Source organism: Acetobacter ghanensis (assembly GCF_001499675.1).
GTDB classification, from domain to species: Bacteria; Pseudomonadota; Alphaproteobacteria; order Acetobacterales; family Acetobacteraceae; genus Acetobacter; species Acetobacter ghanensis.
Genome location: NZ_LN609302.1, coordinates 2187184 through 2203375, shown reverse-complemented (window position 1 = coordinate 2203375; position 16192 = coordinate 2187184). Strand labels below are relative to the sequence as shown.

The 16192-nt window shown below is 59.4% G+C and carries 13 protein-coding genes and 1 pseudogene; 5 read left to right on the top strand and 9 right to left on the bottom strand.

What is annotated here, in order from left to right:
- Window positions 1-4 precede the first annotated feature (4 nt).
- Window positions 5-2177, bottom strand: a pseudogene (locus AGA_RS10300) (primosomal protein N').
- 192 nt (window positions 2178-2369) lie between these two features.
- Between AGA_RS10300 and AGA_RS10295 the strand changes: the two are divergent.
- From AGA_RS10295 to AGA_RS10285, 3 genes are read left to right on the top strand one after another with little or no spacing between them, the layout of a single operon-like run.
- Window positions 2370-3347, top strand: coding sequence for a tyrosine recombinase XerC (locus AGA_RS10295; RefSeq protein ID WP_059024225.1), 978 nt, complete (start codon window positions 2370-2372; stop codon window positions 3345-3347).
- Between the two features lie 5 nt (window positions 3348-3352).
- Window positions 3353-4318: a prolyl aminopeptidase gene (gene pip, locus AGA_RS10290; RefSeq protein WP_059024224.1), complete on the top strand. Its 966-nt coding sequence runs from the start codon at window positions 3353-3355 to the stop codon at window positions 4316-4318.
- Complete coding sequence (locus AGA_RS10285) at window positions 4315-5265, top strand: retroviral-like aspartic protease family protein (RefSeq protein WP_231945787.1); 951 nt, start codon at window positions 4315-4317, stop codon at window positions 5263-5265. The genes pip and AGA_RS10285 overlap by 4 nt, the downstream gene beginning before the upstream one ends.
- A 53-nt stretch (window positions 5266-5318) precedes the next feature.
- Here the strand turns inward: AGA_RS10285 and AGA_RS10280 are convergent, their stop codons facing one another.
- From AGA_RS10280 to groES, 5 genes are all read right to left on the bottom strand, one after another.
- On the bottom strand, window positions 5319-5798 hold the full coding sequence (locus tag AGA_RS10280; protein ID WP_059024223.1) for a hypothetical protein: 480 nt from the start codon (window positions 5796-5798) through the stop codon (window positions 5319-5321).
- A 184-nt stretch (window positions 5799-5982) separates the two neighbouring features.
- Entirely contained in the window at window positions 5983-6405 is a 423-nt protein-coding gene (gene arfB, locus AGA_RS10275) for an alternative ribosome rescue aminoacyl-tRNA hydrolase ArfB (protein ID WP_059024826.1), read from the bottom strand.
- Window positions 6406-6513: 108 nt separating this feature from the next.
- Window positions 6514-7914 carry an ammonium transporter gene (locus tag AGA_RS10270; RefSeq protein ID WP_157065344.1) on the bottom strand — a complete coding sequence of 467 codons (1401 nt, stop codon included), beginning with the start codon at window positions 7912-7914 and terminating at the stop codon, window positions 6514-6516.
- A 323-nt stretch (window positions 7915-8237) separates the two neighbouring features.
- Window positions 8238-9878 carry a chaperonin GroEL gene (gene groL, locus AGA_RS10265; RefSeq protein ID WP_059024222.1) on the bottom strand — a complete coding sequence of 547 codons (1641 nt, stop codon included), beginning with the start codon at window positions 9876-9878 and terminating at the stop codon, window positions 8238-8240.
- A 52-nt stretch (window positions 9879-9930) separates the two neighbouring features.
- The gene (gene groES / locus AGA_RS10260) at window positions 9931-10224 is read right to left on the bottom strand and encodes a co-chaperone GroES (RefSeq protein ID WP_059024221.1); all 294 of its coding nucleotides are present in this window, start codon (window positions 10222-10224) and stop codon (window positions 9931-9933) included.
- A gap of 212 nt (window positions 10225-10436) precedes the next feature.
- Between groES and AGA_RS10255 the strand changes: the two genes are divergently transcribed.
- Both AGA_RS10255 and AGA_RS10250 read left to right on the top strand, forming a co-directional pair.
- On the top strand, window positions 10437-11105 hold the full coding sequence (locus tag AGA_RS10255; RefSeq protein WP_059024220.1) for a dienelactone hydrolase family protein: 669 nt from the start codon (window positions 10437-10439) through the stop codon (window positions 11103-11105).
- Window positions 11106-11246: 141 nt separating this feature from the next.
- On the top strand, window positions 11247-11450 hold the full coding sequence (locus AGA_RS10250) for a cold-shock protein (protein ID WP_025827469.1): 204 nt from the start codon (window positions 11247-11249) through the stop codon (window positions 11448-11450).
- A gap of 22 nt (window positions 11451-11472) precedes the next feature.
- Here the strand turns inward: AGA_RS10250 and AGA_RS10245 are convergent, their stop codons facing one another.
- From AGA_RS10245 to AGA_RS10235, 3 genes are all read right to left on the bottom strand, one after another.
- A complete protein-coding gene (locus tag AGA_RS10245; RefSeq protein ID WP_059024219.1) occupies window positions 11473-14424 on the bottom strand; it encodes an ATP-dependent DNA helicase in 2952 nt (983 codons plus the stop codon).
- Between the two features lie 61 nt (window positions 14425-14485).
- On the bottom strand, window positions 14486-15280 hold the full coding sequence (locus tag AGA_RS10240; RefSeq protein WP_083503617.1) for a class I SAM-dependent methyltransferase: 795 nt from the start codon (window positions 15278-15280) through the stop codon (window positions 14486-14488).
- Window positions 15281-15333: 53 nt separating this feature from the next.
- Complete coding sequence (locus AGA_RS10235; RefSeq protein WP_172793763.1) at window positions 15334-16164, bottom strand: inositol monophosphatase family protein; 831 nt, start codon at window positions 16162-16164, stop codon at window positions 15334-15336.
- Between the last annotated feature and the right edge of the window lie 28 nt (window positions 16165-16192).

Genomic DNA, 16192 nt, shown 5'->3' with positions numbered 1-16192 from the left:
GGCGTTAGAGGAAAGAGACGGGGTCTATATCCACCTCGACCCGCACATGCCTGCTAAGCTGGACCATACCCAGCCAGCGGTGCAGAATAGGCTGCACCGCAATGTTGCGCCACGTGCGCAGCAACAGGCGGCGGCGGTGCCGCCCACGGAGCACCGCCAGAGGGGCCGGTGCTGGCCCCAAGACCTGAATACCCTCCCCATAAGGGGCCATGCGGCCAAACTGAGCGGCGGCCTCATCCGCGGCCTGTGGGGTATCCGCGCTGATAATTAATGCAGCCAGCCGTCCGTAAGGCGGCCAGAATCCGGGGCGGCGCTGCTCGGCCTCCTGCTCCATGAATGCGTCAAAATTGCCCGAGAGCAGGGCCTGCATAACCGGGTGTTCTGGCGAAAAACTTTGCAGAATAACCCGCCCCGGTGCAGAGGCCCGGCCCGCACGCCCCGCAACCTGATGCAAAAGCTGGATGGTGCGCTCCCCCGCCCGCAGGTCCGCACCGCCTAGCCCCAGATCAGCATCTACAATGCCAACAAGGGTCAGGTGCGGAAAATGCCAGCCTTTGGCAACAATCTGGGTGCCAATAATCAGATCCACTTCCCGGCGGGCAATTTTGGCCACGGCCTCGGCTGTGGCGGCAGGTCCGCCCAGCGTGTCGCTTGACATAACGAGGATGCGCGCATCGGGGAAGAGCTGCCGCGCCTCCTCGGTTATACGTTCAATACCCGGTCCAATGGCGGTCAGGCTGTGTTCGCTTTTGCAACTGGGGCATACGGGGGGCATGGGTTCCGTATGGTCGCAGTAATGGCAGGTCAGCACGTGGCGGTTGCGGTGTTCCACCAGCCATGCAGTGCAGTGCGGGCATTCCATGCGGTGGCCGCAGGTACGGCAGAGCGTGAGGGGGGCATATCCGCGCCGGTTGAGGAAGAGCATGGCCTGCTCCTCCCGCGCCAGTGTTTCCGCAATGTCTTCCACCAGTTTGGGGGAGAGGAACAGCCCGCGCGGTGGGGGGGCCTCGCGCATGTCCAGCAGGTGGGTTTGTGGCAGGGAGGCCCCGCCGTGGCGGGTGGGCAACACAAGGCGTTGGTAGCGCCCGGCCTCGGCATTGGCCAATGTTTCCAAGCTTGGAGTTGCGGATACTACCACAACGGGAAACCCCGCCAGTCTGCCGCGCACCACCGCCATATCCCGCGCGTTGTAGATGACGCCTTCTTCCTGCTTGAAGAGGGATTCGTGCTCTTCATCCACAATAATCAGGCCGGGGTTGCAAAACGGCAGGAACAGGGCGGAGCGTGCCCCCACCACGACTCTGGCGCTGCCATCTGCCGCACCCAGCCATGTGAGACGGCGGGCCTTTTGCCCGATTTCGGAGTGCCACACGGCGGGGCGCACACCAAAGCGGCGCGCAAAGCGGTCCATCCATTGGGCGGAAAGGGCGATTTCGGGCAGGAGGATCAGAGCTTGCTGCCCTTGTTCCAGACAGGCCGCTATGGCTTCCAGATAAATTTCCGTTTTGCCGGACCCGGTTACCCCTTCCAGCAGGGTAACGGAAAAACACCTGTTCTGTACGCTCTGGCGCAGGGCGGTTGCCGCCTCCTGCTGGGCACCTTCCAGCACGGGGGGCTGGTGCATGGGGTCAGGTTGGGCAAAGGGGCGTTCAGGTTCCAGCAGAACCGGGCGTAACGCGCCCGCATCGGCCAACCCCTTGACCACGCCAGCACTAACCCCTGCCGCGCTGGCAATATCGGTTGTGGTGCGCGGGGTGTCATCCTGCATAAGAGTCAGCACTTTTTGGCGCGCCGGGGTTATGCGGAGTTCGGCAGGGGCTACAGGCTGTGCGACCCAGCCTGTGGCCGGGGTGGGGGCAGCCCCCTTCATGTGCAGGCGCAGGGTCATGGCCAGCACCATGCCGGGGGGGAGAGTGTATAGGCGGCTACCCAGTCCACAAACCGGCGTAGTTCCGCGTTAAGGGGAGGGAGTTCCAACCGGTCCGCTACAGCCCGCAGGCGGTTATCCGCGACTGTTTTGCCCGATGGCGGGCGGGCGAGGTCGGGGGGAGGGTGCTGCTGGCATCCCACACCACGCCGGTTTCGCGCCGGTTGCCCAACGGCACGGTCACAATGTCGCCCGGTTGAAGCGCCATGCTGGCCGGAGCTTTGTAATCAAACGGTCCTGCAAATGGCATGGGTAGCAGCACGGGCACACGTTGCCCCCCGGTAGTGGGCAGGCCTGAGCTAGAGCCAAAAGCATGAGAGGGAGGAGGAGCCGCTGCCATGTTGTTCTGTTTAAGCGTGCAGGCGCGTAAAGAACAGGGGTTGCCTGCCGGGCTTTTTGCCTGAACGTAAAGGCAGCGGATGCAACAGGGGTTACAGCGGGTATGACGGCCGAAGATGCGGTGCAAAAATTTCTGGAATGGATGGCCGTGGAAAAACGGGCATCCGTTTTGACCATAGATGCCTACCGGGGGGATCTGGCTCGGTTTCTGGCGTTTATGACCACGCATCTGGGCGGTCTGCCGGATATGCACGGGCTTGGCGGTATAACCCTGCGGGATCTCCGGGCATGGCTTGCGCATGAGCAGGCGCAGGCGGGCAAAATGACGGTTAGGAAAAGCTCGCCCGATCAGGCCGCCCGCACCCGTGCGCGGCGTGTTTCCGCCCTGCGGTCGTTCTTTAAATATCTGGCACGGCGGGAGGGGGTGGAGAATCCTGCGGTTTCCCTCCTACGTCTGCCACGCACCAAAAAAACATTGCCCCGCCCGTTGGGGCGGGAGGATGCACTGGCGGCCCCAGAGGATATAGCCAGCATGGCCCTAACCCCCATGGAGGAGCAGCGTAACGCCACGCTCTTTTTGCTGCTGTATGGCTGTGGCCTGCGTATTTCCGAAGCGCTGAACCTGAATATTGCAGACCTGCAAACGGTAAGCGGCAGCGGTGTGCTGCGTATTCATGGCAAAGGGGGGAAGGAGCGGCTGGTGCCTGTTCTGCCGGCCGTGCGCGTGGCGCTGGAAGCATGGCGCAAACGGCACCCGGCCCCCGCACCGGATAGCCCGCTTTTTGTTGGGGTCAGGGGGGGGCGCCTGCAACCTGCCATAGCGCAAAAGGCCATGCGGACATGGCGGATCAGCAACGGGTTGCCCGACCACGTAACGCCCCATGCGCTACGCCATTCCTTTGCAACACACCTTATGGAAGGCGGGGCGGATTTGCGGGTTATTCAGGAACTTCTGGGCCATGCCAGCCTCTCCACCACGCAGCGTTACACGCTGGCGGACGAGGCGCACCTGCTGGATGTCTGGACGCGTGCGCATCCGCGTGCGCAAATGGAGCGCAACACCCATAAAAAAGAAGGTTGAGGGTTATGACAACCAACACACACCGCACCCCATGGCCAGAAATAGAACCCTATGCCCATGGTTATATGGATACAGGCGAGGGGCATCAGGTTTACTGGGAGCAGTGTGGTAACCCCGATGGCATTCCGGTTGTGTTTTTGCATGGCGGGCCGGGGGGCGGGTGCTCCGCCGCGCAACGCCAGTTGTTTGACCCATCGCGGTATCGCATTGTGCTGTTTGACCAGCGCGGGTGTGGCCGCTCACGACCTCATGCCTCGCTCGAGGCCAATACAACATGGCATCTGGTGGCCGATATTGAGCGCCTGCGGGTTTTGTGCGGGGTAGAAAAATGGGCAGTGTTTGGCGGCTCATGGGGCTCCACGCTGGCCCTTGCATACGCGCAGACGCACCCAGAGCGTGTGAGTGCGCTTATGCTGCGGGGTATTTTCACCCTGCGTAAAGCTGAACTGCTCTGGTACTATCAGGGGGGTGCATCATGGTTGTTCCCCGATAAATGGGAGGACTTTCTGGCGCCCATTCCACCGGCCGAGCGGGCGGATATGATGGGCGCTTATCGCAAACGCCTGATTTCTGACAACAGGGAGGAGCGGCTGGAGGCCGCACGGGCATGGAGCCTGTGGGAAGGGCGTACGCTCACCCTGCTGCCCTGCCCGGAAATGGAACATCAGCATGATGAAGCAGATTACGCCTTGGCGTTTTCGCGCATAGAGAACCACTACTTTGTTCATGGAGGCTGGCTGGAAGAAGGGCAGCTTATCGCCAATGTGGCGCGTATTCGCCATATTCCAACCGTTATCGTGCAAGGGCGGTATGATATGGCAACCCCGGTGCGCACGGCATGGGACCTGCATAAGGCATGGCCCGAGGCTGACTTCCAGTTAATTGATGCAGCCGGTCATGCTCTGTTTGAGCCCGGTATTCTAACAGCCCTGCTTAACGCCACGGACCGTTTTGCGCGGGAGCTGGCATGACGCCTTTATGGCTTATGCTGCGGCCTAAACAGGGTTGGCTGTGCTGCGCGGTTGTAGCGGCAAGTCTGGCGGTAACCTTGGGGGCCGCCAATGCCCAGTCCTGCCACCGTCTGGTGGCGCGGGTGCCTTTGCGGAATGATCTGGGTTTTTTGAACATTCCGGTCAGCCTCAACGGGCATATTGCACGCATGATTGTGGATACCGGGTCAGAGGGGAGCCTACTCTCGCCCGAGGCCGCGTCTCTGTTTGATACGCAACTGGACCGCTCCATGCATACCATTGTGCACGGAACCGGGGGTATTGGGCGCATTGTTCCCAACGCTGTGGTGCAGTCCTTTAAAATCGCGCAGCTTGAACTGGGGCCTGTTTCCATCCCCGTGGATGCCCTACCAGCCGTACCGAGAACCGACCCGCCAGTGGAAGGGTTGGTGGGAGGGGACATGCTCTCCCGTTACGACGTGGAGTTTGATGTGGCGCAGGGCACGCTTTCCTTCTGGACGGCAGGAGGGAGCGATTGTTCAGGCCCGGAAGGATGGCGCTATATTTACCGGGCAGTCCCCCTGCAGAACGCTGGGGAGCGCGTTATTGCCCGGGTGGAACTGGATGGTCATGCCCTTCAGGCTCTGGTGGATAGTGGTGCGCGCTCCTGTATTGTTTCCACCCATGCGGCCGAACGGATGGGGGTGACGCAGCATGTGCTGGCAACCGACCCCGGAGGGCTGACGACGGGGGTGGATGGCCACCAGCAGCCGTACCACTGGCACAAGTTCGGTCTGATGCAGATTGGGCAGGAGCAGGAAAAAGCACCAGTGCTGACGGTAGCCCCAGTGCAGGACACAGTGGATATGCTGCTGGGGTCAGACTGGTTTGCAGCGCATAAAGTGTGGATATCATACCGCACACATACGCTTTACGTCATGCCATCAACGGGGCGTAACACCCGTTAGAAGGCCGGAGCGGGTGGGCGCTGATATGCCCTCCGCTCCGGTTGGTCGGGGTTTTATTCGCCCTTCAGGCGCTTGTTGCAAACGCTATAGTAACCACCGCCTTTTTCAATCCATTTCAGCCCGCCATTGGCGTTGCTGGCCTTGTTGCTGTTGTACTGGTCAAGGCAGGTTTTCATACGTGCCTTGCCGGGTGTGAGCTTGGCGTATTGCGGGGCAATGGCTGTGGGCAGCGTGGCATTGGATGCCTCTGCTACAGATGTGGCCGCGGTTTTGGCCGGGGTGGCGGCTTCCGCACTGGCTGGGGCTGCTTTGGTTGGGGCAGCGGCCGCAGGTGTTGCGGCATCTGAGGATGCGTCACACGAGCTGGCTTTGAACTCTTTGAAGGACTGCCCCTTGAGGGTATTGGCAGCTTTAGCTTCCTTAAACTTCTCGTGGCACTCTTTCACCGTCATGGCGTGAGCGCTGGGAAGGGAAAAGGCTGTGGCGCAGCCAAGCAGCACGGCGGCCAGTCCGGCGCGGGCAACAACTGTCATGAATATACCTCATGCAAAGAGGACGGTTGAGCGGCAGCCCCATGCTGCCAACATGCTACCAGTATCATGAAAGGTCATGACCGAGGAATGAACGGCTGATGGCTTTTTGCGGGTATTCAAAAATTAATAGGCAAAAGGTGCAGCGTAGCGGCGTGGGGAAGAACAGTCGTTGATAGCCAGAGGGTTAGTCATCAAACCGGACGGAGCGGCCGCGTTTGATGTTGGCACGGTGGGCCTTGCCGTCCAGCCTGCGCTGGCGGGCTGCCCGACCGGGCCGTGTGGCAACCCGAAAAGCCGGACGGTGCGCGGCCTCACGGATCAGGGCGGCAAGCCGCTCAATCGCATCCTCGCGGTTGCGCTGCTGTGTGCGAAAACGCCTTGCCGTAATCACAATCACGCCGTCCCGCGTGGCTCTGGACCCCGCCAGCTCCAACAGGCGTGACCGCACCCGTTCTGGCAGGGAGGGAGAGCGTGCGGCATCAAACCGCAGTTGCGCGGCTGTGGCGACCTTGTTGACGTTCTGCCCACCGGGGCCGGATGCCAGAATGTAACTGACCTCCAGTTCGGATTCAGAGAGGGACAGCGCGGGAAGGATCGATATGGCCATAGCTGAGGCATAGCATGGTTTGCATGGTGGCGCGTGGCTGCCACCCATAAAAAAAGCCTCCGTGTTTATGGCACGGAGGCTTTTTGCAGAAGGGTCAGGTGAAGGGGATCAGTTGTTGATCCGCTCACCATGCAGGGACATATCCAGCCCTTCCAGTTCCTGATCAGCCGTTACGCGCAGCCCGATCACCAGATCAATAACCTTGAGGATGATAAAGGACGCGATACCACACCATACGATTGTCACGATAACCGCTTCGGTCTGGATCATCAGCTGGTGCAGGGAGCCAACAATGCCAGTGGGGTTGGAATCCGTGGCGGAGAGCGGACCATAAGCCAGCAGACCGGTCAGCAGAGCCCCAACAATACCACCCACGCCGTGCACGCCAAAGGCATCCAGACTGTCATCATAGCCCATCATGTGCTTCAGGGAGGTGGCGCCCCAGTAGCAGACAACGCCGGTAATCAGGCCAATAACCAGCGCACTGCCCGGCAGCACAAAGCCAGCGGCAGGGGTAATGGCAACCAGCCCACCAACAGCACCGGAGATCACACCCAGAACGGTCGGTTTGCCCGAACGCAGCCATTCAACCAGCATCCAGGAGACACCAGCACCGGCAGCGGCAATCTGGGTAGCTGCCATGGCCATGCCTGCACGCCCGTTAGCACCAACAGCCGAACCTGCGTTAAAGCCGAACCAGCCAACCCACAGCAGAGCCGCACCAATAACAGCGTATGTCAGGTTGAAGGGGGAGAGGTCATCCTGCCCGTAGCCTTTGCGGCGGCCAAGCACCAGAGCGCAGACCAGCCCGGCCACACCGGCGTTAATATGCACAACCGTGCCACCGGCAAAGTCAGCCGTGCCAAGCCCGGCCAGCCAGCCAATCGGGCTCCAGACCCAGTGGGCAATGGGGGCATACACGATGAGGGACCACAGGATGGAGAACACGCACATGGCGCTGAACTTCATGCGCTCGGCATACGCGCCGGAGATCAGCGCGGGGGTAATGATGGCGAAGGTCATCTGGAACATCATGAAGATGCTCTCAGGGATGGTCATGGTTGATGCGTTGGGGGAGTCCGCACCAATGGTAAAGCCAACATCGGCCCCGTTGTGGATATGTGCGCCAATGCCGTTGAGAAACAGGCGGGAGAATCCGCCAATCCACGGCGACCCGGTCGTGAAGGCGAGGGAGTATCCCGCGACCATCCACACAATGGACATGATGCAACACAGTGCAAAGGACTGCATAAGCGTGGCCAGCACGTTTTTCTTACGCACCATGCCTGCATAGAACAGCGCAAGGCCGGGAATGGTCATCATCAGCACAAGTGCGGTGCTGGTGAGCATCCATGCCGTATCGCCCGTATCTATGGGTGGGGGGGCATCTGCGGCATAAGCCTGTGTGCAGCCAAGAGCGGCTACAAGACAGGCTGTCAGAACAGCCGCAGTCTTGCGAATGGCAGGACCTCTCGCCGGATTGACAGCTAGGAAGGGTCGCGCTGACATGATGATGCGTTCTCCTTAAAATACGCAGCCATTGACGCTCGCCAGATTCGTGTAAGGAGCGATGGGCCTAATCTTATCGTATCTATTCCGAAATGACTAAAGAGGCAATCCGGTTTGATGCCGAATTGTTTCACAATCCGGATTATGTCCTAAAAAAGCCATCAAAAAAGCAGGGGTGCTGTTTACGGGCGGCATAATGCCCCAAAAAGCAAAAAGGGCGTGCCCACCCGGAGGTCGGCACGCCCTTAAGCGTATTTTGTAGGAGGTTGGGGCTTCTGGACGAGCCAGTTACCCCAACACCCTCAAAATCCGGTCTGGGTGACTTAGAAGTCCATGCCACCCATGCCGCCCATGTCAGGACCGCCAGCAGGGGCAGCCTTCTTTTCAGGGCGTTCTGCAACCATGGCTTCCGTGGTGATCAGCAGACCAGCAACGGAGGCTGCATCCTGCAGAGCAGTACGGACAACCTTGGCCGGGTCAATAATACCAGCTTCAACCAGGTTCTTGTATTCGCCAGCCTGTGCGTCGAACCCGAAGTTGTAGTTGTCGTTTTCCAGCACCTTGTTGGCAACCACAGCACCGTCTTCACCCGCATTCAGGGCGATCTGGCGCAGAGGAGCCTGCAGGGCGCGCAGGATGATGCTGCCACCAACGCGCTGGTCGTCGTTGTGGTAGTGCAGGTTGGCAAGAGCCTTGGTTGCGCGGGCCAGAGCCGTGCCACCACCGGGAACAATGCCTTCTTCAACCGCAGCGCGGGTTGCGTGCAGAGCGTCGTCCACGCGGTCCTTGCGTTCTTTCACTTCCACTTCCGTGGAACCACCAACGCGGATCACGGCAACACCGCCAGCCAGTTTGGCCAGACGTTCCTGCAGCTTTTCGCGGTCGTAGTCAGAGGACGTTTCTTCGATCTGCGCACGGATCTGCTTGACGCGGCCCTTGATGTCGTCGCTGTTGCCAGCACCGTCAACAATGGTCGTGTTTTCTTTGTCGATGTGAACTTTCTTGGCGGTGCCAAGCATGTTCAGCGTAACCGTTTCCAGCTTAATGCCGAGGTCTTCGCTGATGACCTGACCACCGGTCAGGATAGCGATGTCTTCCAGCATGGCTTTGCGGCGGTCACCGAAGCCCGGAGCCTTGACAGCAGCAATCTTGAGGCCACCGCGCAGCTTGTTGACAACCAGGGTTGCCAGCGCTTCGCCATCAACATCTTCCGCAATGATCAGCAGCGGACGGCCGGACTGAACAACGGATTCCAGCAGCGGCAGGATCGGCTGAAGAGAAGACAGCTTCTTTTCATGGATCAGGATGTAGGGGTTTTCCAGATCGGCCGTCATCTTTTCCGGGTTCGTCACGAAGTACGGAGAGATGTAGCCACGGTCGAACTGCATGCCTTCAACCACGTCCAGTTCGGTCTGGAAGTGCTTGGCTTCTTCAACGGTGATAACGCCTTCGGAGCCAACTTTCTGCATGGCTTCGGAGATCATCTTGCCGATTTCGGATTCACCGTTGGCAGAGATGGTACCAACCTGAGCGGTTTCCGCCGGGGTGGTAACCTTTTTGGCGTTCTTCTTCAGTTCCTCGATAACCACAGAAACGGCCTTGTCCACGCCGCGTTTGAGGTCCATCGGGTTCATGCCAGCTGCAACAGCCTTCAGGCCTTCGCGCACAATGGCCTGAGCCAGCACGGTTGCAGTCGTGGTGCCGTCACCAGCCACATCATTGGTCTTGGAGGCCACTTCGCGCAGCATCTGTGCGCCCATGTTTTCGAACTTATCAGCCAGTTCGATTTCCTTGGCGACGGAAACGCCGTCCTTGGTGATGCGCGGTGCGCCGAAGCTCTTGTCCAGAACAACGTTACGGCCTTTGGGACCCAGCGTTACCTTTACGGCATCAGCCAGAATGTCCACACCGCGCAGCATGCGCTGGCGTGCGTCTGCACCAAACTTTACGTCTTTGGCAGCCATTGAATTTCTCCTGTGAAGATCTTTTGTAAATTTACGGTCGGATCAGAGCGGATCAGGCTGCAACAATGCCCAGAATGTCGCTTTCCTTCATGATCAGCAGCTCTTCGCCGTCGATCTTCACTTCCGTGCCGGACCACTTGCCGAACAGAACGCGGTCACCGGCCTTGACATCAAGCGCCACAACCTGACCCTGCTCGTTACGGGCACCCGCACCCACTGCGACCACTTCGCCTTCCATCGGCTTTTCTTTTGCCGTGTCAGGAATGATGATGCCACCAGCAGTCTTCTGTTCACCTTCAAGGCGACGTACAACTACCCGGTCGTGTAAGGGACGAAACTTCGTCATTATGGATCACTCCACATTCATTTGCTGTGATGGCGCCCTTTGTCAGAAAGCAACGCCACCCGTTTGAACCGCGCGTAACATAACGCCGCGTCGCGTTAGCACTCCGCTATCAGGAGTGCCAAGGCAGAAAGTAGGTATGCCCATAGGGTGAGTCAAGGAATGGGGAACAGTTTCTTTTTGTTTTAACTTCATCCCAGACAAGGAGATTGAACATGGGACAGATTCGGACACTTCAGGCCGCGGACGGGCACCATTTTGCTGCATGGGAAACAGAGCGGAGCGCGCATCCGTATGCGCTTGTGGTGCTGCAGGAAATTTTTGGCGTGAACCACCATATCCGCAAGGTTTGCGACCGTTTTGCGCAGGCTGGCTTTCATGTCATCGCGCCCGCTCTGTTTGACCGCGTGGAGCGGGATGTGGAGTTGGATTATACAACCGATGGTGTGCAGAAAGGGCTGGCCCTGCGTGCGCAAATTCCATTGGCCAAGACCCTGCTGGATATTCAGGCCGCAGCCAAAGCCCTGAATGCCCGCAAAGTCGGGGTTATCGGATACTGCTGGGGTGGGACTCTGGCGTGGGAGGCCGCAACCCACACGGATGATTTTGCAGCAGCGGTAAGCTGGTACGGTGGCGGCATTGCCGCCCACTGTAACGAGACTCCGCGCTGCCCCGTGCAATTACATTTTGGTGAGCAGGATACCAGTATCCCCCACACTGATGTTGCTGCCATTCGTGCGGCTCATCCAGAGCTCGAACTGTATGTTTACGATGGCGCGGAGCATGGTTTTGGCTGTGAGGAGCGCGCATCTTACAACGCTCAGGCCTTTTTGCAGGCACAGGAACGCAGCATCGCGTTCCTTAAAAGTACCCTCAATCCGTAAGCTCTGAGAGGGAGATGAAATTAGGGTGCGATCTCAATTCTGATTGACAAGCAGCCCCGGTCATGGGGGAGAATGGTTTTTCTCCTCGTGGCACGTCGTGTGCTGGAGGAGTAACTGGCCGAAATAAGGATGACTTCGCTCATGTCGACAGGTACCGTTAAATGGTTCAACGCCACCAAAGGGTTTGGTTTTATTGCCCCCGATGATGGAGGAAAAGACGTGTTTGTGCATATTACCGCTGTACAGGCAGCCGGTCTGCGCGCGTTGAATGATGGGCAGAAACTGTCCTACGACATGGTGGAGGAACGCGGCAAGCAGGCTGCTACCAACCTCAAGCCGCTCTAAAGCGGTCGTGGGGTCGGGGTGGTCATGTCTGGCTGCCCTGCTCTGCCAGAAAGGCGGTGATCTGGCGCGCTGTTTGCGCCAGGCCACACCGTTCTACGGCCACCCCATTGGGGAAGGCGCTTAACAGGCGTGTGGGTGTGCGCCGGTCCAGCAGGACAAACACCCCCCGGTCTGACTGTCGGCGAATCAGCCGGCCGAAAGCCTGCCGCAGCCGCAGCCGGGCTATGCGGTCATCAAACCCTTTTGGGTCTCCACCTGATAAATGAATACGCCGCTCACGGTGAAGAATATCCGGCCGGGGCCATGGCACGCGCTCAAACACAACCAGACGCAGGGCATTGCCCGGCACATCCACCCCATCCCGCATGGCGTCTGTGCCAAGCAGGCAGGCATGTTCCTCGGTGCGGAAAATATCGACCAGCGTGTTGTTGTCCATCGCGTCCACATGCTGGGCGTAAAGGGGCAATCCTTCCTGCTCCAGCGTTGGGGCTATACGGTCATACACTCCGCGTAGGCGGGATATGGCGGTAAACAGGCCAAGCCCACCACCGCCGGATGACTGGAAAAGCGTGCGGAACGCGGCGGACAAATCCACAATACTGCTGTTGTCCACATCCGTGACAATAAACGCACGTGTCTGCCGCGCGTAATCAAACGGGCTGGCGAGGCTGGCACGTAGGGCCGGGGAGGGGAAGTGGTTGGCCCCCGTACGGGCTTCCGCCGCCTCCCACGCAATTTCTGCTTCATCACTATCGTTTGTGCCGCCCTGCTGGTCCCGTAGGGTGGCGGAGGTCATGAGCATACCCTGCGCGGGCACGGCCATAATCCCGGCAAAAGGAATGGTCGGGTCCAGCCAGTGGCGGTACAGCCCAACATCATATTCGTTCATGCGCTGTTTTTCGCGCCGTTCCAGACGGATAAAATGCACATGCGCAGGCGTGCTGCCCGGCTCAGGCGGCTGGTCCAGCGCGGCAAGCATGGTAATCCACGCATCAAGGCGGGATATGGCGCGGCGGCGTAGGGCGCGGGTCATGGCCTCTATGCGCCCCCGTGTGGTGGCATCCAGCGCATCGGCGTCGTCTTCAAGCCGGGCATGTAGGCGTTCTGCCAAGGTGCGCAGGGGCTCCACAATGCGACCAAGGGCACGGGCAAGTTGTTGGCCAGATTCTGCCATTTCTGGCACCAGAGGGTGCAGGTCACATTCCATAGCCGTATGAATGGACTGTTTGCCACCCTCGGCCGTGCGGGCCATAACCTGCTGGCGCAGCAAACGCAGGAACGCCTCTGTCGGGTTTTCCATCACTGGTTGTTCAGCCGGAGGTTCCGGCGGGAACAGGCTGCTCAGGTCCGCCGGGTCGGGGGGAGGTGGGGTATTGATATTGTCCGGTCCCAGACGGGTGGACCAACCCGGAGCGGGCAGAGCGGTAGCAGCCAGCAGGGCGGCATCCAGCGGATTTTCCAGCTTGGGGTGGCCTACGACCAGATCATCCAGCCTGCGCTTAAGTCCTCTTGCGCGGGAGCGGCGGCCTTCTGCCCCCAGTAGCCAACGGCGGAGTTCGGCTGTTTCCAACCCGGAAAGCTCGGCGGAAAAAGCACTGTCCGCCGCGTCGGCTAAGTGGTGACCTTCGTCAAAGACATAGCGGGATGGGGTGTTGCTATCGGCATCAGATTCGTCATCATCGCTCATGCCTGCTTGGGCATAGGCGGCCTGCGTCATGACTAGAGCATGGTTGGCAATAACCAGCGAGGCATCGTGTGCCCGGCGGATAGAGTGTTCCACAAAGCAACGCTGATAATGGGCACATGCGCCGTGTATGCACTCACCTCTACGGTCGGCAACACCTGCTAGGTTGCCGTGGCCAAACAGGTCCCCAAACCAGCCGGGGAGGTCTCCGCCAAACAGGTCTCCATCTGCTGTGGCGGTGGCCCAGCGTGCTAGCATACACAGGGCAATGGTAATGCCAGCAGGGCGGGAGGTCGCAGTGTTTACGGCCTCTTCCATATTCAGCAGGCACAGGTAGTTCTCGCGCCCTTTGCGCAGCACCACATGCTGACGGTGCGTTGTGGTGTCGGGGTAGAGGCGTTTTGTTTCCTGCTCAATCTGGCGTTGCAGATGGCGTGTATAGGTGCTGATCCACACCGCGCCATCGTTCCGCTCTGCCCACAAACTGGCCGGAGCAATGTAGCCTAGGGTTTTGCCCGTTCCGGTTCCTGCTTCTGCCAGCACAATGGACGGGTCCCCCCGCACAGTACGGGGCGCAAAAGCCTCGGTTGAGACACTAGCAAAATCGGCCTGCCCGGATCGGATTTCGGCATCGCTGCCCAGAATACTGGTTAGTCGTTCTCGCGCTTCCGCCGGACTTATGGGGTGGGATGAGGGTGGAGGGCGTTGGGCGGCTTCCTCCCATTTGGGTAGGTAACGCCAGACGCGCAGGGCATCTGCGGGTTGTGTGGCCTCCTCCGCCAACTTGCCGTGACTGTTCAGGCGGGAATGTAGGTCTATGGTTTCTGCTACGGTGCCGCTCCACAGCCATCCTGCCTGACCAAGCCGGACGGTAAACGCGGCAAGCAGTTCTATCTGCCCTGCTTTGGCCTGCCGCGCCAGATCACCCAACATGATGGACAGCAGGCTGGGAAGCAGGTCGGCCTCGGCTTGGCCTATGCTTTGTTCGTCCAGTCCTAGGGCCAGTGCAAGGCCCCGTGGTGTGGGGGCTACAGGGCGGGCAGGATAAACAAACGTAAAAAGCTCAAGCAGGTCCAGCCACGGTGCGGGTTGGCCTGTGGGAGGCAGGTCCAGTTTGCGGGCGAGGGCTGGCGCATACACGACCAGTGGGCAGGGCATGGTGTGCAGCCGTTCCCGCACCTCTCCTGCCGTTAATGTCAGCAGTTCACCATCTTCGGTCAGGAGCGAAAACCGCCCCTGATAGGAGACAAGGGCTGGTGCTTCGTGGGCAGAGGGAAAAGATGGCTGCATGGTTTACGTTACATGAGCTATTCTTGCGGCAAATGCCAGAGCAGAGCAGCAACTGTGACCATTAAGAGCAGGCGCGCCGGAAAATGACCGAATGTGCTGGTGTGCGGCTCTTCATGGTTTTTTCCATGACAAAACCATATTGCCTGAAAACCATAAGAAGATTGTTGTGGTTGAAGAACTGCAAATGTTCAGGCGGGCAGATGTCTGACCATGATGGAAGGTTCTGGGGCACGGCCGGGTGCCCTATATCTGGCGCGGAAACATACACATACCCATTGGGTCTGGTTATGGCGGCAAGTGTTTCCATAAATTCTGTAGGGCCGGGGAGGTGCTCCAGCACTTCGGAACTGAACACAAAGTCAAATGTCAGATTCCGTTTGCGAAAGGTCGTCAGGTCCTCACAATAAAACTGGCTTTGAGGCACAAGCTGCCGCGCATAGGCAATGCTGTTCTGGCTGATATCAAGGCCGGACGCACGAGCACCGAGCCGGTTAAAAGCCTCGACCATAAAGCCGCCGCCACATCCCAGATCCAGAACATCCCGGCCTCTTACGTAGCGAATGAACTGGAGGCTCCGCCACCAGCCCCGCCACCGACGGCTGAAGGATTTTGGATAGAATTCGGAGGATGCGCCACGGTATGTCGTTTCGTAAAAGTCTATAAGCGTGGCGTTGCTGGGGTATGGATGAACAAACAGAAAGTCGCAGTCCGGGCAGCGGAATAGGTCGTAGCCGTCCTTGCTGAAGGAGAGGGACGCTTTATGGTCGTGGCAGGCCGGACAGTCCGTTGTTGTGGTTTGATCTGTTTTGTCAGTTACCGGTACGCCGCTGGTGAGAGGCGGCAAAGGTTGGGTCATTCTGCGTCTCTCACCAACAGTGCGTAGCCCGGTGTCTGGTGTTGTGTGGGAACTCAGTCCGTATTTTTCAGGCTGTCGGCAACAATTTCAAGCAGTTTGCCGTGCATGTGTCCATTGCCCGCAACGATCATCACATCATCGGGCAGGTCATCCAGATCACCGCCATCCGGGTCAGTCACCTGACCGCCCGCTTCACGCACGATCAGAACACCTGCCGCACAGTCCCACGGTTTGATGCCGAATTCCCAATACCCTTCATAACGACCGGCCGCGACCCACGCCAGATCCAGTGCAGCAGCACCAAAGCGGCGCACACCGGCAACGCGGGGCATCAGGTTGCCCAGAACGCGGGCAAACGGCAGGCGCTGGCGGGCAGGAACCTTGGCAAAGGGGATACCTGTTGCAAACAGGGATTCGTGCATGTCCCGGCGGGCGGAAACACGAATACGCCGTTCGTTCAGATAAGCCCCGCTGCCTTTTTCGGCCCAGAACATTTCGCCCGCTGCCGGGTTGTAAACCAGAGCAGCGGCCAGCTCGATCTTGCCATCGGGCAACCGGCGCTGCAGACCAATGGAGATGGCCCAGTGCGGAACGCCGTGCAGGAAGTTGGACGTGCCATCGAGCGGGTCCACAATCCAGCGCCATGTCCAGTTATCACTGCCGGACTCACCGGATTCTTCCATAAGGAAGGCGTAGCCCGGGCGGGCCCGTTCCAGTTCTTCGCGCAGGGTCTGTTCTGCACGCAGGTCCGCCTGGGAAACAAAGTCACCCGGCCCCTTGATGCTTACCTGAAGCTGCTCGACTTCGTTAAAATCGCGCAGGAGACGCTTGGCCGCCTTCTGGGCTGCGGTTTGCATCACCATCATGACGGGGGAGAGACGCATGGCCACTGTAATTAAGTCCTGCTCTGGA

Bases quoted from the DNA above. Each gene is read 5' to 3' on its own strand.
- AGA_RS10295 (WP_059024225.1), top strand. From the start codon at position 2,370: ATGACGGCCGAAGATGCGGTGCAAAAATTTCTGGAATGGATGGCCGTG.
- pip (WP_059024224.1), top strand. From the start codon at position 3,353: ATGACAACCAACACACACCGCACCCCATGGCCAGAAATAGAACCCTAT.
- AGA_RS10285 (WP_231945787.1), top strand. From the start codon at position 4,315: ATGACGCCTTTATGGCTTATGCTGCGGCCTAAACAGGGTTGGCTGTGC.
- AGA_RS10280 (WP_059024223.1), bottom strand. From the start codon at position 5,798: ATGACAGTTGTTGCCCGCGCCGGACTGGCCGCCGTGCTGCTTGGCTGC.
- arfB (WP_059024826.1), bottom strand. From the start codon at position 6,405: ATGGCCATATCGATCCTTCCCGCGCTGTCCCTCTCTGAATCCGAACTG.
- AGA_RS10270 (WP_157065344.1), bottom strand. From the start codon at position 7,914: ATGTCAGCGCGACCCTTCCTAGCTGTCAATCCGGCGAGAGGTCCTGCC.
- groL (WP_059024222.1), bottom strand. From the start codon at position 9,878: ATGGCTGCCAAAGACGTAAAGTTTGGTGCAGACGCACGCCAGCGCATG.
- groES (WP_059024221.1), bottom strand. From the start codon at position 10,224: ATGACGAAGTTTCGTCCCTTACACGACCGGGTAGTTGTACGTCGCCTT.
- AGA_RS10255 (WP_059024220.1), top strand. From the start codon at position 10,437: ATGGGACAGATTCGGACACTTCAGGCCGCGGACGGGCACCATTTTGCT.
- AGA_RS10250 (WP_025827469.1), top strand. From the start codon at position 11,247: ATGTCGACAGGTACCGTTAAATGGTTCAACGCCACCAAAGGGTTTGGT.
- AGA_RS10245 (WP_059024219.1), bottom strand. From the start codon at position 14,424: ATGCAGCCATCTTTTCCCTCTGCCCACGAAGCACCAGCCCTTGTCTCC.
- AGA_RS10240 (WP_083503617.1), bottom strand. From the start codon at position 15,280: ATGACCCAACCTTTGCCGCCTCTCACCAGCGGCGTACCGGTAACTGAC.
- AGA_RS10235 (WP_172793763.1), bottom strand. From the start codon at position 16,164: ATGCGTCTCTCCCCCGTCATGATGGTGATGCAAACCGCAGCCCAGAAG.